The organism is Collinsella sp. Sow4_D11 (genome assembly GCF_052116465.1).
In the GTDB taxonomy this organism is placed as follows: Bacteria; Actinomycetota; Coriobacteriia; order Coriobacteriales; family Coriobacteriaceae; genus Collinsella.
Genome location: NZ_JBQKLA010000007.1, coordinates 15,939 through 37,017 on the forward strand (window position 1 = coordinate 15,939; position 21,079 = coordinate 37,017).

Below are 21,079 nucleotides of genomic sequence, written 5' to 3' on the forward strand. Positions count from 1 at the left end.
CTCCTTAGTTGGACTCGCCCACCAGGGCGCGGCAGAAATCTTTGGCATTAAACTCCTGCAGGTCATCGACCTGCTCGCCCACGCCCACGTGCAGGATCGGGAGCTTGAGCTTCTCGGCCACGGCCATGGCGATACCGCCCTTTGCCGTGCCGTCGAGCTTAGTCATGATAATACCGTCCAGACCCAGCGCCTCATTAAACTCGAGCGCCTGGTTCAGGCCGTTTTGGCCCGTCGCGGCATCGATCACGAGGACGACCGAGACGGGCATGGGGCCGGCGGCCATATTGGCGGCGCGCTTACGCGTCACGTTGACCACCTTGGCAAGCTCGCGCATGAGCTCAGGGCTCGTGTGCAGACGACCGGCGGTGTCGATGAGCACCAGGTCGCTGCCGCGCTTATCGGCCTCGTCGAGCACGTCGTAGCAAACGCTTGCCGGGTCTGAGCCACGGTCGCGCTTTATGACGGGGACGCCGGCTCGCTGGCCCCACACATCGAGCTGTTCGATGGCGGCAGCGCGGAAGGTATCGGCCGAGCCGATCACGACGTTCTTGCCGCGGGCGGCCATGGCGCTCGCGATCTTGCCGACCGTAGTGGTCTTGCCGGCACCGTTGATGCCCACAAACAGCACGCAGCTCGGCGTGTCGGCGAACGGATCGCGCTCGACGGGTACAAAATGCTGCTCGAGCTGCTCGGCCAGGGCGCGGCGAAGCTGCGGGGCGGTCTTGAGGTTCTTCTTGGCCGCGGCATCGCGCAGGTCGTCGGAGACCTGGATGGCGACCTCGGCACCCATGTCACCCATGACGAGGGTGTCCTCTAGGTCCTCCCAAAAATCCTCGTCGACCTCGCCGCCAAAGTAAAAGACCTCGTTGAGGGCCTCGCGGCTGCGCTCAAGTCCGCGCGAGAGAGCATCGAAGAATCCCATTATGCATTCACGACCTTTCCGGTTTCGCGATCGAGTTTTTGCGAGACGACGCGACTGACGCCGTCAGCTTGCATCGAGACGCCGTAGAGGACGTCAGCGTCCTCCATAGTACGGCGCTGATGCGAGATAACCAAGAGCTGCGTATCGGAACGCAGCACGTCGAGCGCGCCGATGAGCTTGGACAGGTTGGCGTCATCGAGCGCCGCCTCGACCTCGTCCAGCACATAGAACGGCACCGTACGCGTGCGATACACGGCAAAGAGCAGGGCGAGCGCCGTCAGGCTCTTCTCGCCGCCCGACATGAGCATCATCTTGGTGATGCGCTTGCCGCGCGGCTGCGCCACGACCTCGATGCCCGTCTCGGCCGGATGCTCAGGGTCGGTCATCTCCAGATGCGCCTGGCCACCCGGGAACAGCATAGCGAAGATCTCGCGGAAGTTCGCATCGACCTTTTCGAAGGTCACCAGGAAGGCTTTACGCATCTTGCGGTCGATGGCCACGGTAATCTTGGTGAGCGCCTTGCGCGCGCTCTCCAGATCGGCCAGCTGCTCCTCGATGTAATCGGCGCGGCGCTTGAGCTGCTCGTATTCCTCCATGGCAACCTGGTTCACAGGGCCCAGGTTGTTGATCTGGCGCACGAGCTGGTTGAGCTCGCGCTCGGCGGCGTCGCGATCGGTGGGAGCAGGAAGCATGAGCGCTTCCTCAAGTACGGTGGTGCCATCGGCGGTAATGGCCTTGATGGCCGCCTCTACCTGCACCTCGAGCTTGCCGCGCGCGACCTTGAACTCGTTTTGTGTCGCCGTGGCGGCATCGACCCGCTCCTTGGCGCGGGAGACCTCGGCCTTGGCATCCTCGATGGTTTTCTTGAGCGAAGCCGAGTCTGCCTCCTCGAGTGAGGCCTGGTCACGCAGGCGCGCAGCCCAATCAGATGCACGCTCCAGCAGGGCCGAATAGCGCTCGTGCATGGGATCGACACGCAGGCGCAGCAGCTCGAGCGAGCGCGAAGCCTGACGTGTTCCGCGGATACGGCGGTCAATGCCCTCCAGGCGATGCTCCAGATCGGGCACGCGGCCCTTCAGCGAACGCAGGCGCTCGCTCGTCTGGGCCAGGCGCACCTTGGCATCGGCGAGCTTACCGGCTGCCTCGGAATCGTCACGGCGCACGCGATCGAGTTCGTCGTTGGCTTCGGCAATCTGGAGACCCAGGTCGCTTGCCTGCGCACGGGCCTCGTCGCGCGAACGGGTGAGCTCGTCAACGCGCGGGCGCGCGGCGTTCACGGCCTCGGCCGCCTGCTCGCGGCGCCTGGAGATGCGCGCACGCTCGACCTCGGCGTTGTTGGCGCTTTGCTCCAGGCGGCCAATCTCGGAGAGCAGCGAGCGGCGCTCGCCCTCAAGACGGGCGATCTCGCCGGCGGCATCACCCTCGGCGACACGCGCCTCCTCGACGGCCGCATTGGCCTCGATAACCTGGTTCGACACATGCTCAAAAACGGCAGCCAAATCGGGCTCCAGGCCTTCGAGCTCGCGAATGCGGCGCTTCCGCTCCAGGGCACCCGAGGCCTCGCCGGCATCGAGCCCCACGCGCACCAGGCCACCAAAGCTCACGCGAGCGCCATCGGGCGTCACATAGGTCACACCGTCAACGACTGGCGCCGCCAGCGCACAAGCCAAGTCATCGACCACGTAATAGCCGCCGAGCAGCGCCTCGACAATCGGGCCATAACCGGCACGCACGGACAGGCGATCAACCAGACGCGAACCGGCAGCGCCCTCGGCAGCAGCAGAGCCGCTCACACCACGCGCCACCAGCAGTGCCTCGCCCGAGGCCTTCTTTTGGTCCAAAGCCGCACGACCGGCACGCTCAAGCGTGGCGGCGTCATCAAACAACAGGGCATCGATATCGCCGGCAAGCAGCTGCTCGACCAGGCCCTCAAGCTCACGCGGCGCCTCGAGCACGTCGCCCAGGCGGCCCGTTACGTCATCGCCCAATGCCCCTACCAGACGGCTCACCAACGGCGAGCTATCGGCCATACGGGCATCGAGCTTCTTTTGGCTCGCAAGCTCAGAGCGCACCTCGGACAGCTTGTTGCGCGACTCGCTCTCACGGGCGCGCAAGTCCTTCAACGCCGCACGGGCGACCTCGGTGGCCTGGCGCGCATCGGCCTGGGCTTGGCGAGCCTGATCGAGCGCGCCGTCGAGCTCCTCGGCACGGTCGCGACGACTCTCGAGCGAGGCCGTGACCTCCTCGAGCTGCTCGTCAATCTGCTCCAGGCGCGAGGCATACATGTTGTCCTCGACCTCGGCATTGCTCAGCGAGTCTTTCACCTTGGCAAGCTCGAGCGCAGCCTTGTCGGCCACGCGCTGCACATCGCGTTGCTCGCGCGTAAGCTGCGAAATCTGATTGTCGAGCGCAACACGGCGCTCGTGGAGCTCGGCGGCGGCAGGGCCGGCGGCGTCAACGTCGTCCTGGGCCTGGATGTGCGCACCGGTCACTTCCTCAAGCTGGGCACGTGCATCCTCGAGCTCCTCGACCACGCGACGACGCTGATGCTCGGAACTCGAAATCTGGCCGCGCATATCGGACAGGCGCGACACCATATTGTGGCCCTTTTCCTCGAGCAGGCGCATATCGGAATTAATACGGCCGACCACATCTTGCATATGACGGCGCTGTTCGCCCAAGTCACCCACAAACAGGCCCTTTTCCTCGAGCATCACCTGGAGCTTCTCGAGCTCGCGCTCCTTTTCGCCCAAGCGGTACTGCGCAAGCTCCAGCTCGGCGGCACCCTCTTTGGAACGGCTCTCCAGATCGTTCCACTGCGACTGCAGCGAACGAAGCTCGTCAACGGCCAGCATCTGCGTAAGCTCGTTCGCGCGCGAGGACAGCTCTTTGTACTTGCGCGCGCGATCGACCTGACGCTCCAACGGTCGCAGCTGACGGGCAATCTCCTTATTGATGTCGCGGGCACGAGTAAGGTGCTCGTCCATCGACTTAATCTTTTTGAGCGCACGCTCCTTGCGGCGCTTGTGCTTGGAAATGCCGGCAGCCTCCTCGATAAGGACGCGGCGCTCTTCGGGACGGCTCTGCAAAATGGCATCGAGCTTGCCCTGGCTGATAATGGAATGCGTATCCTTACCCAAGCCCGAATCGTGCAAAATGTCCTGGATATCCATCAGGCGGCACGGACTCGAGTTGATGAGGTATTCGCTCTCGCCCGAACGATACATGCGGCGGGTGATGGCAACCTCATCAAAGTCGACAGGCAGCACATGGTCCGAGTTATCGAGCACCAGCGTGACCTCGGCGACGCCCACCGGCTTGCGCGCCGACGAGCCCGAGAAGATGACGTCCTCCATGGCCTGGCCGCGCAGCTGCTTGGCGCTCTGCTCACCCAGTACCCACAGAATCGAATCGGAGATATTCGATTTTCCCGAGCCGTTAGGACCGACGATGACGGTCAGGCCCGGCTCAAACGTCATATGGGCGCGGTCGGCAAACGACTTGAACCCTTTGAGCGTAAGGGACTTGAGATACACGGTTCCTCGCTTAAACGGGCTTCTTGTTGAGAATCACACCGTTGGTGGTGTAACCCATGCGGTCGAGCGCCTCGAGTGCAGCGGCTCCCTCGGCCTCTTTCTTAGAGGCGCCGGTGCCGCGGCCCTGACGGATACCGTCGACAAGCACCACGGCGGTGAAGGTGGGCGCATGTGCCGGGCCCTCGGAGCCTACCAGCTTGTATGCCGGGGGCTCGTGACCGTCTGCCTGCACGCACTCCTGCAAGAACGACTTGGGGTTCGCGGGGTGCTCGGCACGCTCGGAGGCCAAATGGGGCTTAAGCGTGCGGTGGATGAACTCCGCCGCCGCATCCCAGCCGGCATCGAGGTACAACGCACCCACGAGCGATTCATAGACGTTCTCGAGCGCCGAGTTAAGGCCGCGCGCGCCGGTACCGGTCTCGGAGGCGCCAAAGATGATGATGTCGTCGATGCCCAGCTCGTGCGAAACCTCGGACAGCGTGGCACCCGAAACAAGCGATACCTTCAGACGCGTGAGCTTGCCTTCATCGAACTCGGGATAAGACTCAAAGAGCGAACGGGCAACCACGGCGCCCAGAATGGAGTCACCCAAAAACTCAAGCCGCTCATAGCTGGCAGAGACCGGCTGCCCCTCTACTGCCGAGGGGTGGGTGAGCGCCGCGCGTAGCAGCACCTTGTTATTAAACTCATGGCCCAGGATTTCCTGAGCGCGCGTGAGTCGTTGAGATAAAGCCAAGACCTAGGCCTCCCTGGCGTTTTCGATAGCGTCGACGGCGTCGGCAACGGAGGTGAGCGACAACAGGGTCTCGTCATCGATCTCGAGGTCAAACTCGTCCTCGATGGCCGTCACCAGCTGCAGGCGCTCGAGCGAATTGGCATCGAGGTCGTCAAAAGTCGTCTCATCACTGATCTCGGCAACGTCGACGCCCAGCACGTCGGCAGCGACCTCGGCGATCTTGTCAAAGATTTCGGAGCGATCCATAGCGCATCCTCTCATAAGTCGTGGAATACAATGTGTCGCGCGGGCGGAAGCCGCATTGCAGCACGGCTCCGATTCTACCCCACGATGCATAGCTTGAGCCACGTAACGGAGCTCTTGCTAAACGATACCTTCCATGGAATTGGCAATGCTTTCGATAAGCCCGGCTCGAACGGCCTGAGCCGCGGCGAGCGTACCGTTCTTAACGGCTTCGGCCGACGTGGCGCCATGGCCAATCAAAACGACGCCGCGAAGGCCCAGCAGGATCGCGCCGCCCTTGGCATCGCCCGAGAGCTTGGCTTTCATCTGGCGCATCTGCTTTTTGATGAGCAGCGCGGCGATCTTGGTACCGAGCGAAGACATAAAGGCGCCCTTGAGCTCTTGCAGCAAAAACTTGGCAGCACCCTCGGTTGCCTTGAGCGCAATATTGCCCGACATGCCGTCGGCGACCACAACGTCAAAATTGCCCGACGTAAGATCGGTGCCCTCGCAGTTGCCCACAAAACCGGGGACCGCGGCTTTCATAGCCGGGAAGCACGCCTTGGTAAAGTTAGAACCCTTCTCGTCCTCGGTGCCGTTGCCAAGCAGGCCCACACGCGGATGTTCGATGCCCAGGACCACGCGGGCATAGGCTGCACCCATCTGGGCAAAGCGGACCATGTCGTCGACCTCGACATCGGGGTTGGCCCCCATGTCGCACAGTACCGTAAGGCCACCGGCGCGGTTGGGCAGCGCATTGGTGAGGCATGGGCGCACCGGCTGCTTCTTACCCTCTACCAAATATCTAAACGGCGTCACGTAGGCGGTGGCGGCAGCCGTCATGGCGCCGGTCGACCCCGCGGAGAAAAACGCGTCCGCGTTGCCCTTCTTAATAGCACGGCAGGCAAGCACGATCGAAGACTTACGCTTGGTCATCACGGCGCGGATGGGATCGTCGTCCATGGCGATGACATCGGGGGCCTCCAGAGCCTCCACGCGCGCGTGCGCCGCGGCAAAGGGGTTGACGATATCGGCGGGGCCAACAGCGATGACCTCGATATCGGGATCGGCGGCAAGTGCGGCCTCAATACCGTCGAGGACAACTTGGGGCTTCTCGTCTCCGCCCACAACGTCTACACAAACGCGAACGTTACTCATTTCAAGTGCTCCTTATACAAAAATGGCCGACTCATTGAGCCGGCCATTATGGTTCCAGTTGGAACGGCATCGTATCCAGAGTATACAGTTACTCGGTAACGATAACCTCGCGGTCCTTGTAGAAACCGCAGCTGGGGCACACGTGGTGCGGGAGCTTGACAGCGCCGCAACGGGGGCACGTGGACTGAGCCGCAGCCGAGATCTTCATGTTGGCGGAACGACGGGTATGGGTACGGATACGACCCTGCTTTTGTTTAGGTACGGGCATAGTGACCTTCCTTATGAACTATCCAGTGTGGCGATTACGCGCAAGTAGCGATACTACCACATTTTTACTCATCAAGATTGAGATTCTTCAATGCTGCAAATGGATTTTCCGTGGCAGCGGCCCATTCGGCCTCGGCCTGGGCGGCGCAATCGCATTGCTCGACGTTGAGATTGATGCCGCAGGTGGGGCACAGGCCGCGGCAATCGGGCTTGCAGAGCACCACAAACGGCGTGTCCATGACAACGGCGTCGTTAATGGGCTCCCCCAGATCGACAATGCGGTCCTCGCCCAAAAGCTCGTAACCGTCCTCGTAGGCCTCGGGATCCTCGGGCTCCTCAAAGAGGTAGAACTCCTCGATCTCGCCGGCGATATCAAACGAGGCGAGCTCAAGGCAGCGGTCGCATTCGCCGGTGACGTGCGCTCGAACCATGCCGGAGAGCAGAACACCGGTGCCCGCATTGGTAAAAACCACGTCGTAAGTAATGCCGTCCTGCAGCTGGTACTCTTTCTCGCCCACCATGTAGGTGGCGACATCGACCTTGCCGGTCAGCGGATACGAGTCTCCGGGAAACTCGAGCTGCTCGGAAAGATCGACGGTAACGCTCGGGAACTCAGCCATTACCACTGACCGTTCTGCTGGGCGGCGCCCTCGTTGAGCTGCTGACGGCAACGGGTAACGGTGCCGGTCAGGCTCTTGAGGTTCTCCTCGAGGTGCGTAAAGACCTGCTCGGCATAATCCTCGGCCGCATAGCGCGTCTCGCGCTCGTACTGCTGGGCACGATCACGGATATCGTCGGCCTGCTGCTGCGCCAAACGGACGATCTCCTGCTCACCGGCGATGGTGAGTGCCTGCTGCTGAGCATCGGCAATGATGGAATCGGCCTGAGCGGCGGCGGAAGCCATAAGCTCGTCGCGCTCCTTGAGGATGCGACGGGACTTCTGCCACTCCTCGGGATAGCTCATACGGATCTCGTCAAGGATGTTAAAGAAGACGTCGGCATCGATAACCTTCATCTGGGCATTCTTGCCGAACGGCGTCTTAGCCTCTTCGATGAGCCCCTCGAGCTCCTCGACAAGGCTCACGATCCTGTCGCCAGGAAAATTCTCGCCCGGCATCCGGTCTCCTTTCATAGGTAACATGTCATCGTGTTAGTTTACCACATGCCATCAGGCAATATGAAACGTCACGAAAAGCGATGTTTAAGCGCTTCGACCACATTGGGCGGCACAAACGTCGACACATCGCTTCCGAGCGATGCGATCTGACGAACCACCGAGCTCGAGATATAGCCGTACTGCGGCGCACTCATGACAAAAATGGACTCAAGCTCGTTGTCCAGGCGATAGTTGAGGTCCGCCTGCTGCAGCTCGTACTCAAAGTCGGTCATGGCGCGCAGGCCCTTGACCACAGCACCCGCACCCTGCTCACGGGCAAAATCGACCAACAGGCCGGTAAAGGGCAGTACCTCGACACCGTCAATATCGCCCAGGGCCTCGCGGGCCAACGCCACGCGCTCATCGAGCATAAAGGTGGTGCCCACGCCGTTTTTGCCCTGCGACTCCGCCACGGCGACAATCACGCTGGGAAAAATGCGGCGGGCGCGGCGGATTACATCGATGTGACCAAACGTGATGGGGTCAAACGTACCCGGAACGATCACGCGGTTGATAGTGTCATTCATGGGTATCCTCCAAAGGCACGTCCTCGTCAATATCGCTGTCATTAGCATGGTCGCACTCGTCCGCGGCCACCCAGCGCAGCAAGTCAACCGAGGTAATGCCGTAGCGTTTCTCTCGCACGGTCTCAAAACCAGCCGGATGAGCGCCCGCATCGCTTGCGGCATGCTCAAACAGGGCAAAGGCCCCTGGTGCCAGCAAGCCCTGCTGGGCAAGATTGCGCAGCAGCTCCTCGACCGGCTCGGCGCCAAAGGCATAGGGTGGATCGAGCAGGACCAGATCAAAGGGGCCGCCCGGAACACGGCCGCGCGAGGCGCTCGCCAACACATCGCCGGTAACGACGCGCCAACGCGAGCGGTCGCGACATAGCGACTCGATATTCTTAGTGATCAGTCGGGCGGCATTGCGATCGATCTCGAACGTGATGAGCGAGCGAGCGCCGCGCGAGAGCATCTCGATTCCCAGGGCACCGGAGCCGCCAAAGGCATCCAGCACGCGAACCTCGTCCAGATCGAAATCGAATGCCGACATGACCATGGACGCACATGCCTCGCGCACGCGGTCGGTCGTGGGACGGGTGACATCGCGCCCACGCGGCTCTTCGATCTTGCGGCCGCGCCATTCACCGCCGATGATTCTCATCCTCCGCTGACCTCCTTGAAGATATGTCGATAACGCGTGGCGACCGCATCGCGCAAGGGACGCGTCGCCACGGAGTCAAGGTTGCAAGCATACCGCAAGAGCTCGACCGCGTCCAAATGGGCCCATTCGATAAGATCCTCGTCGGCGTCCAGGTCCACAAAACGCAGGGTCACACCGCCATGTTGGCGATAACCCAAGATTTCGCCCTCGTGGCGCAAACGCAGGTCCATCTGCGCAAGTGCAAAACCGTCAGAGGTCTTTTCGAGCGCCCGCAGGCGGTCTTGCGCAGCAGACACACCGCCATTGCCCTTGGAATGCGTCATGACCAGGCACGTGCCCGACACGCTGCCGCGGCCCACGCGGCCTCTAAGCTGATGCAGGGCCGCCAAGCCAAAGCGCTCGCCGTTCTCGATAACCATGACGGTGGCGTTGGGCACGTCGACGCCCACCTCGACCACCGTAGTCGAGACGAGCACGTCGATCTCGCCGCGCTTAAAGGCGTCGATCACGCGGTCCTTCTCCCCCGCCGGCATGCGGCCGTGAAGACGCTCGACGGAAAGCCCCGGCAATGCCAGACGCAGGCGGTCGAGCTCGGTCGCGGTGTCGTGCAACGGCACGGGCACCGTCACGCGACCTTCATCGTCGCGAGCAATGCCGGGAACGTCTTCCAAATCGTCCGCGGAGTCACTCGGCTCCACAAGCGGGCAGATAACGTAAGCCTGCTGTCCTTGAGCATGCGCCTCGCGAATGGCACCGTAGGCCAGGTCGCGGCTCGACTCGGTGAGCACGCGCGTCGAGACGCCGGCCCCGGGAACGGGGCGATGACGAATGATGGACGTGTCCAGGTCGCCATAGACCGAAAGCGCCAGTGTGCGCGGAATAGGCGTGGCCGTCATAACGAGCAAGTCCGCACCTGGGCCTTTGGCACGCAGGGCATTGCGCTGCCCCACGCCAAACCGATGCTGCTCGTCGATAACGACGAGTGAAAGATGTTTAAACGTTACGTTATCCGAAAGGACCGCATGGGTACCAAAGAGCACATCGAGCTCACCAGACTGCAGCTGTGCATGGATGCGCTCGCGCTCGGCGGCCGGGGTAGCACCCGTCAGGAGCGCCCAGGACATACCGGCCTGCGAGAGCAAAGGACCGGTCTTATCGGCATATTGACGCGCCAGCACGCCCGTGGGTGCCATGACGCAGGACTGGGTACCCGAATCGGCCGCGACTGCCAGCGCGCAGGCGGCGACGGCGGTCTTGCCGGTACCGACATCGCCCAGCAGCAAGCGGTTCATCACGTGGTCGCCATCGCACATGTCATGCAGGATGTCTTGGAACGCGGCCTCCTGCTCGTCGCTCAGCGAAAACGGCAGGGCCCGCCTAAGCGCCGTCAAATGACCACCCGCGGTATGGGTGTAGGGAACCACCTCGACCATACCGCCGTCGTTGCGCAGACGAAGCGCCAGCTGAAGATAGAGGCATTCCTCATAGGCAAGCCGTGCGCGCGCGATATCGCGCTCGGCCATACTCGAGGGAAAGTGAATCGAACGCAGCGCACGGGCGCTGCTCATAAGGCGGCGCTTGGCGCGCAGGGGCGCGGGAATCGGGTCGAAGGGATTGCCGACAATCTCGAGCGCGCCGCTCACGATACGGCGCATCCAAGCCTGGCTCACACCGTCGCTCACATAGTGAACCGGAAGGATGGTGCCCGCGGCACGCTCGTCCTCGAGCTTTTCGAAATGCGGCGAGGCCATCTGCTTAAAGCCGTAGGCAAATTCGACCTTACCCATCACGGCCAGGCGGTCGCCCTGCTTGAGCTGCTGGGCAATCCAGGGCTGGCGGAAAAAAGCGACTTGCAGCACGCCCGTCTCGTCCACAAGCGAGACCTCGGTAACCTGCATACGCGGGCGGGGCTGCTTTTGAACGATACGATCGACCGTGGCGACGATCGTGCACACCGTACCGATAGGCGCCATCTCGATGGACCAGGAGCGTGTAAAGTCCAGATATCGATGAGGGATATGGAGAAGGAGGTCCCCCACCGTCCTAATTCCCAGACGGCGAAGGGCCTCCTCACGTTTACCCGAAACATATTTGAGTCGCGCGATATCCTCGTCGAGCGCATTGCTCTGGGCAAAGCGCTCCGAGACGCGCGGCACGGAGCACAGCTCGGACATGGGCAGATGCCTACTCGATCGAGAAGATCACGGGATAGAGCGGCTGCTCGCCACGATGGGCGTCAATCTCCAGGTCGGGCTGAGCCTCCTCGATGGCGTCGACGATCTCCTGGAAGGCCTCATCGGACAGCTCCTCGCCGGCCAGAATCGTCAGCGCGTCGCCCTCCTCTTCCTCCTGCATGCGGTTGATGCAGTCGAGCGTGACCTGCTTCACATCGGAGCCGACCACGTCGATGGAGCCGGCAATGATACCCATGACGTCACCGGAGTGAATCGGCGAGCCGTCAGAGGCGCTGGAATCGCGCACGGCACGGGTGACCTCGCCATCGCGAACCTCGCTGATGGCATCGACCATGGCGGCGACGGCGTCCTCGAGCTCGGAATCGGGCAGCACCGCGAACAGAGCGGAGAACGCCTGCGGAACGGTCTTGGTGGGAACCACGGCGACCTTTTTGTCGGTGCAGGCAGAAGCGGCAGCCTCGGCAGCCATACGGATATTGCCGTTATTGGGCAGGATGATGACCGAAGTCGCGTTGACCTGGTCCACCGCGCCCAGCAGGTCGGCGGTCGAGGGGTTCATGGTCTGGCCACCCGAAACGACCACGTCGACGCCGAGGGACTTGAGGATGTCGGCCTCACCGGAACCGGCGGCAACGGCGACAAAACCCAGGGCCTTGGCGGGCTCGGCGGCCTTTTGCTGGTCCTCGTGGATCTTAGCGGTACGGTCGTGGGCCTCCATCTCCATGTTGTGGATAAAGACCTCGTAGATCTGGCCAAGCTGCAGCATGTGCTCGAGCACCAGGTTGGGGGTGTTGGAGTGCACGTGGATCTTGTAGTCGGGGTAGGCGCCCACGAGCAGCTCGCAGTCGCCCATGGAACCCAGGAACTTAAGGCACTCGTCCTCGTCAAACGGGGCGTCGGCCTTAAAGAGGAACTCGTTGCAGTAGCGGAACTCCGAGCCCTCCCAGTCGTCGTTGGCCTCGATCTCGACGCGACCGAGGGCCGCATCGCGGGCAGAGCCAGCGGAATCAAACGTGGTGGAGAAATCCTCGACAACGGTGCTGCGGCCCAGAGCAGCGGCAACGAAGTTTTCCAGGAAGATGGCGAAGCCAAAGGCGCCGGAGTCGACCACGCCGTTCTCCTTCAGAACGGGCAGCAGGTCGGGCGTGCGAGCCACAGACTGGTAGGCCTCGACGACGATGGCGTCGAGCGCGTCCTCGGCCGAGAACTTCTTCTTCTCGCACTCGTCGGCCTTGGTCGAGACGTCGCGCAGGACCGTAAGAATCGTGCCCTCGATGGGCTTGCGGACGGCCTGGAAGGCGACCTTGACGGCGCGACGGAAAGCATGCGCGATGTCGGCAGACGTGATGGGCTCATCGACAGAGACGAGCCCCTCGGCCACGCCGCGCAGGATCTGCGAGGTGATAACGCCGGAGTTGCCGCGGGCGCCCATGAGGGAGCCGTGGGTGATGGCGCCGGCGATGGCCTCCATATCGGCATCGGCGGGAAGGGCGGAAAGCTCCTTGGTCACCGAGGCGAGCGTGAGCGACATGTTGGTGCCGGTGTCGCCGTCGGGCACGGGAAAGACGTTGAGTTTATTGATCTCCTCGGCCTTGTCGGAAACGGCAGCCGCAGCGATCGGAAAACAGGTGCGAATGGTCTTTACAATCATGAGTATTTGAATCTCCGTTTTCGGATGCTAGTTCAGACGGCTCTTGAGCGCGTCGATGTGAATGCCGATCTTAAGGCTGGCGGGATCGATCTGGGCGATCTCCTGCAGGGTGAAAGCAACGGAGCTCGAAAGATTGTGGCAGACGGACTTCATGTTGACGCCGTTCTCGAGCACGACGTGAAGGTCGACCGTAAGGCCGTTCTCGTCGGCGGAGACAAGCACGCCCTTGCGGAGGCGCTGACCGGCAAGCAGGCGCACGCTCTCGGCGCCTTGGAGCTGCTCGGCCATACCGACGACGCCATAGCACGTCATCGCGGCATAACCGGCAATATCGGCAATAACGTCGTTCGAGACGCTCAGGCTGCCGTTAATGGTCTCAGACACAAGAATCTCCTTATCTGGTGCTCGCGGCACCATGTCGTGGGAGCAATCATTGCAATATTCTACAACGACCGCGCCATGTTGAGGTGGTGGGTCGCGGGATTACATCCTCGACACGAAATGTTGATATGGCAACGTTTGCGTTAAGCAATCGCGGCATGAAAAAACCCGCCGCAAAAGCGACGGGTTTTACAATCTGGCTCCCCGGGTAGGACTCGAACCTACAACAGCGCGGTTAACAGCCGCGTGCTCTACCATTGAGCTACCGAGGAATTTAAAGCCCAGCAGATTGGGCTGAGAAATTCTGGCTCCCCGGGTAGGACTCGAACCTACAACAGCGCGGTTAACAGCCGCGTGCTCTACCATTGAGCTACCGAGGAATAGGTGCATGCTCTCAAGCAACGAAGTTTATTATACGGACGAATCAGCTCAGGGCAAGAACTTTTTTGAGAAATTTTCCGACCCAGTCATTGGGGACGTTCTTAAACGACTAGTCATTCAAGAACGTCCCCAACGACTAATCAACCAGACGCCCAGGGTAGTCTTTTTGGGACGGGGCTTTTTTAGCTACCCAATCTGGGGCCTTTAAAGCTTGAGCCGCTCATTGAGATAGGGCAGCTAAAAAAGCCCCGTCCCAAAAAGACTACCCGTGCCCTAACTGCCGGCCCTTGTTACATGAAAGCGCCCTCAAGCGGATGTGCTTGAGGGCGCCTCTTGCTTGCGAGGTTAAGACTCAATGTAGTCTTTGAGCTTGCTGGAGCGGCTGGGGTGGCGGAGCTTGGCCAGGGTCTTGGACTCGATCTGGCGGATGCGCTCGCGCGTGACACCAAACTCGCGGCCGACTTCCTCGAGCGTGCGGGGATGTCCGTCGACAAGTCCAAAGCGCAGCTCAATAACCTTGCGCTCACGATCGGCAAGTGAGTCGAGCACCTGGGTGAGCTGCTCCTGCAGCATGGAGAAACTGGCGGCATCGGGCGGAACGATGGCCTGGGAGTCCTCGATAAAGTCGCCCAGCTGGGAATCCTCTTCCTCGCCGATAGGAGTCTCGAGCGACACGGGCTCCTGCGAGATCTTCTGAATCTCGCGGACGCGGTCGGCACTCATGTCCATCTCGGCACCGATCTCCTCGGGGGTCGGGTCGCGACCCAGATCCTGGAGGAGCTGGCGCTGCACGCGGACAAGCTTGTTGATGGTCTCGACCATGTGCACGGGAATACGGATGGTACGGGCCTGGTCGGCGATAGCGCGCGTGATGGCCTGACGGATCCACCACGTGGCGTACGTGGAGAACTTGAAGCCCTTCTGGTAGTCGAACTTCTCGACGGCGCGAATCAGACCGAGGTTGCCCTCCTGGATCAGATCCAGGAACAGCATGCCGCGACCGACGTAGCGCTTGGCGATGGAGACGACCAGACGGAGGTTGGCGCTGATGAGCGCCTGCTTGGCCTCGAGGCCCACGTTCTCGATACGAGTCAGACGACGCATCTCGGCGCGAGTGAGCTCGATCTCGCCCGCCTCGGCGGCCTCGAGCTTCTCGGTGGCCTCGAGACCGGCCTCGATCTTCATGGCCAGATCGACCTCTTCAGAGGCAGTCAGCAGGTCGACCTTGCCGATCTCCTTAAGGTACATACGAACCGGGTCACCGGTCAGCATCACCGTGGAGGCATCGATGCCACGCACGCGAGAACGCGAACGGGACGTGCGGACGGTGCGCTTCTTTTTGCTCTTGCAAGAACCCATCTCGGCATCGGCCTGACGGGCCATCTTAAGCTCATGATCGTCGAGCGAGCCGGAATCGTGCTCCTCGTCGTCATCGAAATCGTCGGTATCGTTATCGTCATCGTCGACGTCCATGGGGGCGTCGTCGTTTCCGCTCGCGGAGATAATCTGGATGCCGCTGTTGCGCAGCGCGGAATAGACCGCGTTGAGCTGCTCGTCAGAAACATCGATATCCTTCAGGACGACCTGGATCTCGTCCTCGGTTACCGAAGTCCTGTTTGAGCCGTTGCCCATGAGCTTAGCAACGTAGGATTCCAGCCCAGTACCCGTGCTCTCAGTCTTATTTGGCACAGATTCTCCCTTCGTAGTCCACAGGACACATTACTTTAGCACACACTTACACGTCTATACCCAAAATTCAGACTGGATATAGCAGATAACATGCCGATTGACCACAACATCTAGGCCTGATCGGGACCCGCGGCCTCCAAACCAATCAACCGGAACGGATCGGCCACGCCGCCAATCGACTTCTGGAGCTCGCGCTGGCGCAAAGAATCCTGCGCGGCCTGCATGGTCAATGCACGGCGCGCGTCATCGTCGAGCGACCGGTCCTGGCGCAGCTTGGCCTGGGCAGCCCGCATACGGCGCTTGATGGTGTAAAGCTCAAGCGTATCGAGCATAAAGACGATGTTCGTCTCGGTGGGGTGCTTGCTCGTCGCCGAGATGCGCCCGGCGCTGACAAGCGAAGCCGCCTCGGGACACACCGCGCGCGCGGCGTCCATGCACGCCGCGGGATCGGTGCCCGGCGGCGTCGCGAGCACGGCCCACGCGATGGACTCGTGACGGGGATCTACCCACTCGATCGAGCAGATGCGATCGGCGTACGTGCGGAATAGGTCGGGGTAGCTGGTGAGCATCGTCAACAGCTCGCGCTCCCCCGCCAGAGACTTCCGCTCCAGATCGGTCAGCACGATCGGCGTCGCCGGAACGGAAGCGGTCGAAGCAGACCCCGCGGGCGCCGCGTCCATGCCAGCAGGCACATCGATCGGCGGCATATCGTCGACGACCTCGACCGGCGCGGCCCCGTAGGCCTCGAGCGGCACATAGTCGTACGGTTCCTCCTCGACCGGTGCGGATACCGGCGGCGTCGTCCCCGACGCCCAGGCGCCGCGAGATGCCCCCTGCGGACCGGACACCCGACCGCCCGCGCCTCCTGCGCGCTCGGCCTGTGCCCGCTGGCGCTCGTAGTTCTGCTCGCGACGACGCTCGGCGTCCTCGCGTTTGGCGACATCGCGAAACACACGGCCCGAGCTCGAGCGTACCGTCTCCAAATCCAGGCCCAGAAGGTCGGCTATCTGGATAAAGTACGTATCGATCATGTAGCTATCGCGCAGCGGATAGATGAGCGTCAGCGCATCCTCGAGCGCCTTGGCGCGACCGCCCGGCGTGGTAATGTCGCTCGACTCCTGCAGTGAGCGGTACACAAAGTCCATGAGGGGCTCGGCGGCGTCGATACGCGCCTGCAGTGCCTCGCCACCATGCGCGGAGATGAACTCCATGGGGTCGTTGCCGTCGGGAAGCACCACGCAACGCAGGTCCATCGAGTCCTGCTCGATAAACTGAATCGCGCGGCGCGCGGCCTTTTGACCGGCGGCGTCACCATCGAACATATACACAATGCGCTTGGCAAAACGGGTGAGCGTCTTTACGTGATGTTCCGTCAGCGCCGTGCCCAGCGTGGCGACGACGTTTTTGATCCCCGCCTCCCAGCAGGCGATGCAGTCGGTATATCCCTCCACCACGATGGCGGTATCCTGCGCGACGATAAACTCCTTGGCCCAGTTAAAGCCGTAGAGGTTTCTCTTTTTATGAAACACGCTCGTCTCGGCGGTGTTGAGGTACTTGGGTTGGCCGTCGCCCATAATACGACCGCCAAAGGCGATGTTATGACCCTGTTCGTCAAAGATGGGAAACATCACACGGTCGTAAAAACGATCGGCAAGCTGTCCGCGCCCGCGGCTCACGGCCACGTTGGCGTCGATCATCTCCTGCGGGGTAAAGCCCTTCTGCGACAGATGGGCCACCAACATATTGCGACCCGGCGCAAAGCCCAGGCAGTAGCGACGGCAGACGTCGCCACCCATACCGCGGCTGGCAAAGTACTCGCGCGGACGGCTGTCCTTACCGCGCATGAGCATGGTGTGATAGAACTGGGCCGTCTCGGCGCACAGGTCATAGATGCGGGCGCGCTTGGTGCCGCGATCGCGCTGCGCGCCGGTATCGTGCAGCTCAATGCCGGCACGATCGGCCAGGTAACGAATCGACTCGGGAAAGCTCAGGTTCTCGCGCTTCATGATGTAGGTGAAGACGTCGCCGCCCTCGCCACAGCCAAAGCAGTGCCACACCTGCGTAGCGGGGATAATGTGAAACGATGGGGTCTTTTCGCCATGGAAGGGGCAGCAACCCCAAAACTCATGGCCGCGGGACTTGAGCTCAACCGTTTCCTGCACAATGGCAACCAGGTCGGACGCAGCGCGCACCTGGTCTTTCTCCTCATCGCTAATCACGGATGCCCACCCCCTGCTCACCCAAGTTATGACGGATGTCGTCAATATTACCCTCGACGGTCGCGATAAGCTCGTCCAGCGAATCAAACACGCGCGAAGGACGCAGCCAACGCGTAAACGCCAACGAAACCGAACGTCCATACAGGTCGCCCGCATACCCGATCAAGTTGGCCTCGAGATGCGCCGAGGCGGCATCGTCGGCATACGTCGGCGGCAGGCCCACGTTGACGGCAGCGGGCCACACGGTATCGTCGACCAGCACAAGGCCCTCGTAGACGCCATCGGCAGGCAGCTGAATTCCGTTTGGCACCAGCAGGTTTGCCGTAGGAAATCCCATATCGGAGCCCTCGTGGCGACCGCGAATCACGCCACCGCGCACCATATAGGGACGGCCGAGTAGATCGGCCGCCAGCTCAACGTGGCCCAAGCTCAGCTCACGTCGAATGCGGGTGGCGCAGATAGCCTCGCCGCCTTCGCACAGCAAATTGTGCCCATACACGTCAACACCGCGCTCAGCGCCCCATGCCTGCATCTCGGCAACGCCCGAGGCGCCGCCGCGGCCCAGCCTAAAATCGCTGCCAACGCGAATGGAGCGAATGTCGACAGCATGCGCCAACAGCTCAAGAAAGCCCACGTGGTCGAGCGACGCTACCGCAGGCGTAAAGGGAACAGCCACCACGGCATCGACCCCAGTCTGAGCCAGGGCATGCAGGCGGTCGGCCGTCGTCATCAATTTTTGAGCGGGCACAGGGCTCACCACAACATCTGGATCAGGGTCAAACGTTACGACTACCGCTTTGCAGCCGTGGACGCGCGCATCGCGAATGACCGCGTCGATCAGCTCACGATGTCCCCTATGCACGCCATCGAACACGCCGATGGCAATCGAGGCGGCACCCATAGACTCGCAGTCACCAAAAGCATCAGCCAAAACGATGCGGGCCTCCGCCGCCGCGCCCACAAAAAATGTGCGCGCGAGCTCGCGAGGGTCCATCATCATCGAACACCGCCGATCGCCTGCGGAAAGACGTGCTCCATCACAAAGCGACCATCCTCGATACGAGCCAAAGCCTTGAGCCCGCCATCGAGCACCAGCGCAAACGGTGCCTTCGACGCATCGAAGCCGGCGAGCGCGCGATCAATAGGAATACGACGACCGCACAGCAGATCTTCCGCAAGATTGCCCGGCAAGTCGACACGCGTGGCGCCGAGGGCCGCAATGGGGTCCAAGGCAAAGCCGGCAGCGGACTCGGCAGAAAGTTCCTCGACCGCATGGCAGGCACCGATGGAGACAATGCCGGAAGCGGTACGGCGCAGCGCGGAAATATGCGCGGCACTATCGCAGGCACGACCCAGGTCGCGAGCGAGCGCACGGATATAGGTGCCCTTGCTCACCGAGAAGGCAACGGTCCAAATGCAGGAATCGCCCTCGCCACTCACGGCGATCAGGTCGGCAGAATATACCTCGACCGGGCGCGCAGGCAACTCAACGGCATTGCCCTCACGTGCAGACTTATAGGCGCGCACGCCGTTGACCGAAATAGCCGAAAACGCCGGCGGGACCCGCATCTGAGGGCCCAGCATGGCGCTCAAGCGCTCACGGGCATAGGCCGGATCGCGCAGCTCGGGTGCAATGGCAACAGTACGGACGGCCTCACCTTCCGCATCGTCGGTATTGGTCTCGGCGCCAAACGAGATATCGGCGACGTAACTTTTGGTATCCAAGGTAAGCATGCCCAGCAGACGCGTAGCCTGGCCCACGCCCACCACCATGACACCCGACGCCATGGGGTCGAGCGTGCCGGCATGACCGACGCGCCGCTCATGGAGGGCGCGCCGGCACCGCGAAACCACATCGTGGGACGTGCAGCCCACCGGTTTATCGACGGCGAGCAGCATATTCAATTGAGAAGGCGTACGACGAGCCATGTACCATCCAAAAAGTTAAAGCTCGACGGTCACCGAAGCGGGATCCTCCCCCACCAGCTCGGCCAGCATGGGAAGTGCCGCGGTGAGCGTCTCGAAAATCGTTCCGTTATTGGTAAAGCCGGCAGCAGCGTGATGTCCGCCTCCGCCAAAGTTGGCCGCAATCTCGGAGACATCCATGTCGCCCTTGGAGCGCAGGTTTCCGCGCACCTTGGTATCGCCCTCGATGCCCTTAAGGAACAGGCAGACCTCGACACCCATCACCGAGCGCACCACATCGACCAAGCCGTCGCACTCATCCGAGGTGACGCCACATTCCTTAAGGTCGCTTTCGTACGCGTAGCTATACGCCACGCGCCCGTGCGCGACCGTCTTGATGCGGCCCATGACGATGGACTTGAGGTGCAAGAACTCGACGCGCATGCTCTGATAGACCTCGAGCGCGACACGCGCCGGGTCGGCACCGTGCGCCACCAGGCGCGAAGCCGCATGGAACGCAGCGGCATCGGCATTCTGATACTGAAAACGACCGGTATCGGTAACCAGGCCACAGAGCAGACAGGTGGCGATGCGATCGCGAACGACAATGCCGCAATCATCCAGAAAGCGGTCGATGATCATGGCGCACGCCGCAGCATCGACACGCCTCAGGCTTACCTCGGCAAACTCCTCGCGCGCCGGATGGTGGTCAAAGCACACCACATGTTTGGAGCGGCGGAGCACGTCGGCCGAGTTGTTCAGACGCTCGACAACCGGCACATCCACCGAGATAAACAGGTCGGGATCGCCCGTAAAGCTCGAAGCCGGCACCAGACGATCGGCGCCTTCCATAAAGCGGTAAATACGCGGAACGGGATCGTCGTCTGCGAGCAGCAGCGCGATGTCCTTGTCGGGGAACGCCTTCATGAGCGAGAGGCCCAGGCCCAACACGGAGCCCAAGGCATCGCCGTCGGGAGAGGTATGACCCGAGATCGCAATGGAGGACGCACCCTCGATAAGCTCGAGGATGCGTCGTTTAATATCTGCAGACTCGCACGAGACGAGGTCGGCGGAATTAGTCATCTAAAGCTGCCTCCTGGGCGGCATCCGTTATGGGATAGCCGTCCTCGTCCTTTTCGATCGCCAGCGTGGCCGGGACATTCTCCAGCGCACGCGTAATGCGCTCGGCCTCATCGGTCGAGCGATCGATGCGAAAATCGAGCTCGGGCGTGACGCGCCAGTCGAGCGAGCGAGCCAACAGGCTGCGAATGCGGCCCTTGGCGCTGGCGAGCGCCTCCATGACCTCATCGTAGCGGCTCGCATCGCACGACACGTACACGCGCGCGAACGAACGGTCCACCGCGACCTCGACCGCGGTCAGGGTGACCAGGTCGAGACGCGGATCGGAAACCTCAAAGAGAAGGATATAACCGAGCTTCTCGCGAAGCTGCTCGCCCAGACGGCGGGTTGCCTGCGTTTGCTTCATAGCGCTACCCC

At 61.9% G+C, this 21,079-nt stretch carries 19 protein-coding genes and 2 tRNA genes; all 21 read right to left on the minus strand.

What is annotated here, in order from left to right; all coding sequences use genetic code 11:
- Positions 1–4: 4 nt before the first annotated feature.
- The 21 genes from ftsY to rbfA all read right to left on the minus strand — a co-directional run bounded on the left by ftsY (position 5) and on the right by rbfA (position 21,068).
- Positions 5–922, minus strand: coding sequence for a signal recognition particle-docking protein FtsY (gene ftsY, locus ACTQ40_RS04465; protein WP_441563439.1), 918 nt, complete (start codon positions 920–922; stop codon positions 5–7).
- Positions 922–4,458 (minus strand): chromosome segregation protein SMC, encoded by a 3,537-nt coding sequence (gene smc / locus ACTQ40_RS04470; RefSeq protein ID WP_441563440.1) that lies wholly within the window; start codon positions 4,456–4,458, stop codon positions 922–924. Before smc ends, ftsY begins: the two co-directional genes overlap by 1 nt.
- A 10-nt stretch (positions 4,459–4,468) precedes the next feature.
- The gene (gene rnc / locus ACTQ40_RS04475) at positions 4,469–5,194 is read right to left on the minus strand and encodes a ribonuclease III (RefSeq protein ID WP_154515455.1); all 726 of its coding nucleotides are present in this window, start codon (positions 5,192–5,194) and stop codon (positions 4,469–4,471) included.
- A 3-nt stretch (positions 5,195–5,197) separates the two neighbouring features.
- A complete protein-coding gene (locus ACTQ40_RS04480; protein ID WP_154515452.1) occupies positions 5,198–5,440 on the minus strand; it encodes an acyl carrier protein in 243 nt (80 codons plus the stop codon).
- Between the two features lie 117 nt (positions 5,441–5,557).
- Complete coding sequence (plsX, locus tag ACTQ40_RS04485) at positions 5,558–6,574, minus strand: phosphate acyltransferase PlsX (protein WP_154515449.1); 1,017 nt, start codon at positions 6,572–6,574, stop codon at positions 5,558–5,560.
- A gap of 88 nt (positions 6,575–6,662) precedes the next feature.
- Positions 6,663–6,842, minus strand: coding sequence for a 50S ribosomal protein L32 (rpmF, locus tag ACTQ40_RS04490; RefSeq protein WP_022094017.1), 180 nt, complete (start codon positions 6,840–6,842; stop codon positions 6,663–6,665).
- A 64-nt stretch (positions 6,843–6,906) separates the two neighbouring features.
- Positions 6,907–7,461, minus strand: coding sequence for a YceD family protein (locus ACTQ40_RS04495; protein WP_441538337.1), 555 nt, complete (start codon positions 7,459–7,461; stop codon positions 6,907–6,909).
- On the minus strand, positions 7,461–7,958 hold the full coding sequence (locus ACTQ40_RS04500) for an ATPase (protein WP_154515443.1): 498 nt from the start codon (positions 7,956–7,958) through the stop codon (positions 7,461–7,463). Before ACTQ40_RS04500 ends, ACTQ40_RS04495 begins: the two co-directional genes overlap by 1 nt.
- 68 nt (positions 7,959–8,026) lie before the next feature.
- Entirely contained in the window at positions 8,027–8,524 is a 498-nt protein-coding gene (gene coaD / locus ACTQ40_RS04505) for a pantetheine-phosphate adenylyltransferase (RefSeq protein WP_154515440.1), read from the minus strand.
- Positions 8,517–9,161, minus strand: coding sequence for a 16S rRNA (guanine(966)-N(2))-methyltransferase RsmD (rsmD, locus tag ACTQ40_RS04510; protein ID WP_154515437.1), 645 nt, complete (start codon positions 9,159–9,161; stop codon positions 8,517–8,519). The genes coaD and rsmD overlap by 8 nt, the downstream gene beginning before the upstream one ends.
- Positions 9,158–11,335, minus strand: a complete 2,178-nt coding sequence (recG, locus tag ACTQ40_RS04515) for an ATP-dependent DNA helicase RecG (RefSeq protein WP_441563441.1) — start codon at positions 11,333–11,335, stop codon at positions 9,158–9,160. The genes rsmD and recG overlap by 4 nt, the downstream gene beginning before the upstream one ends.
- Positions 11,336–11,345: 10 nt before the next feature.
- The gene (locus ACTQ40_RS04520) at positions 11,346–13,007 is read right to left on the minus strand and encodes a DAK2 domain-containing protein (RefSeq protein WP_427794677.1); all 1,662 of its coding nucleotides are present in this window, start codon (positions 13,005–13,007) and stop codon (positions 11,346–11,348) included.
- Between the two features lie 27 nt (positions 13,008–13,034).
- The gene (locus tag ACTQ40_RS04525; protein ID WP_187361832.1) at positions 13,035–13,424 is read right to left on the minus strand and encodes an Asp23/Gls24 family envelope stress response protein; all 390 of its coding nucleotides are present in this window, start codon (positions 13,422–13,424) and stop codon (positions 13,035–13,037) included.
- 161 nt (positions 13,425–13,585) lie between these two features.
- A tRNA-Asn gene (locus ACTQ40_RS04530) sits at positions 13,586–13,660 on the minus strand.
- Positions 13,661–13,693: 33 nt separating this feature from the next.
- Positions 13,694–13,768 (minus strand) — tRNA-Asn (locus tag ACTQ40_RS04535).
- A gap of 346 nt (positions 13,769–14,114) precedes the next feature.
- The gene (gene rpoD / locus ACTQ40_RS04540; protein ID WP_370450567.1) at positions 14,115–15,458 is read right to left on the minus strand and encodes an RNA polymerase sigma factor RpoD; all 1,344 of its coding nucleotides are present in this window, start codon (positions 15,456–15,458) and stop codon (positions 14,115–14,117) included.
- 110 nt (positions 15,459–15,568) lie between these two features.
- Positions 15,569–17,677, minus strand: coding sequence for a DNA primase (dnaG, locus tag ACTQ40_RS04545; protein ID WP_441563442.1), 2,109 nt, complete (start codon positions 17,675–17,677; stop codon positions 15,569–15,571).
- Positions 17,670–18,671, minus strand: a complete 1,002-nt coding sequence (ribF, locus tag ACTQ40_RS04550; RefSeq protein ID WP_441563443.1) for a riboflavin biosynthesis protein RibF — start codon at positions 18,669–18,671, stop codon at positions 17,670–17,672. The genes dnaG and ribF overlap by 8 nt, the downstream gene beginning before the upstream one ends.
- A gap of 2 nt (positions 18,672–18,673) precedes the next feature.
- Positions 18,674–19,606, minus strand: coding sequence for a tRNA pseudouridine(55) synthase TruB (truB, locus tag ACTQ40_RS04555; protein ID WP_441563444.1), 933 nt, complete (start codon positions 19,604–19,606; stop codon positions 18,674–18,676).
- A 15-nt stretch (positions 19,607–19,621) separates the two neighbouring features.
- Positions 19,622–20,665 (minus strand): DHH family phosphoesterase, encoded by a 1,044-nt coding sequence (locus ACTQ40_RS04560; protein ID WP_427719632.1) that lies wholly within the window; start codon positions 20,663–20,665, stop codon positions 19,622–19,624.
- Positions 20,658–21,068 (minus strand): 30S ribosome-binding factor RbfA, encoded by a 411-nt coding sequence (gene rbfA, locus ACTQ40_RS04565; RefSeq protein WP_441563445.1) that lies wholly within the window; start codon positions 21,066–21,068, stop codon positions 20,658–20,660. The genes ACTQ40_RS04560 and rbfA overlap by 8 nt, the downstream gene beginning before the upstream one ends.
- Positions 21,069–21,079: the final 11 nt, after the last annotated feature.

Coding starts and splice junctions, on each gene's coding strand:
- rsmD (WP_154515437.1), bottom strand. CDS start 9,161: ATGAGAATCATCGGCGGTGAATGGCGCGGCCGCAAGATCGAAGAGCCG.
- ACTQ40_RS04525 (WP_187361832.1), bottom strand. CDS start 13,424: ATGGTGCCGCGAGCACCAGATAAGGAGATTCTTGTGTCTGAGACCATT.
- ACTQ40_RS04495 (WP_441538337.1), bottom strand. CDS start 7,461: ATGGCTGAGTTCCCGAGCGTTACCGTCGATCTTTCCGAGCAGCTCGAG.
- ribF (WP_441563443.1), bottom strand. CDS start 18,671: ATGGACCCTCGCGAGCTCGCGCGCACATTTTTTGTGGGCGCGGCGGCG.
- rpmF (WP_022094017.1), bottom strand. CDS start 6,842: ATGCCCGTACCTAAACAAAAGCAGGGTCGTATCCGTACCCATACCCGT.
- ACTQ40_RS04560 (WP_427719632.1), bottom strand. CDS start 20,665: ATGACTAATTCCGCCGACCTCGTCTCGTGCGAGTCTGCAGATATTAAA.
- ftsY (WP_441563439.1), bottom strand. CDS start 922: ATGGGATTCTTCGATGCTCTCTCGCGCGGACTTGAGCGCAGCCGCGAG.
- ACTQ40_RS04480 (WP_154515452.1), bottom strand. CDS start 5,440: ATGGATCGCTCCGAAATCTTTGACAAGATCGCCGAGGTCGCTGCCGAC.
- rbfA (WP_441563445.1), bottom strand. CDS start 21,068: ATGAAGCAAACGCAGGCAACCCGCCGTCTGGGCGAGCAGCTTCGCGAG.
- ACTQ40_RS04500 (WP_154515443.1), bottom strand. CDS start 7,958: ATGCCGGGCGAGAATTTTCCTGGCGACAGGATCGTGAGCCTTGTCGAG.
- recG (WP_441563441.1), bottom strand. CDS start 11,335: ATGTCCGAGCTGTGCTCCGTGCCGCGCGTCTCGGAGCGCTTTGCCCAG.
- plsX (WP_154515449.1), bottom strand. CDS start 6,574: ATGAGTAACGTTCGCGTTTGTGTAGACGTTGTGGGCGGAGACGAGAAG.
- coaD (WP_154515440.1), bottom strand. CDS start 8,524: ATGAATGACACTATCAACCGCGTGATCGTTCCGGGTACGTTTGACCCC.
- ACTQ40_RS04520 (WP_427794677.1), bottom strand. CDS start 13,007: ATGATTGTAAAGACCATTCGCACCTGTTTTCCGATCGCTGCGGCTGCC.
- truB (WP_441563444.1), bottom strand. CDS start 19,606: ATGGCTCGTCGTACGCCTTCTCAATTGAATATGCTGCTCGCCGTCGAT.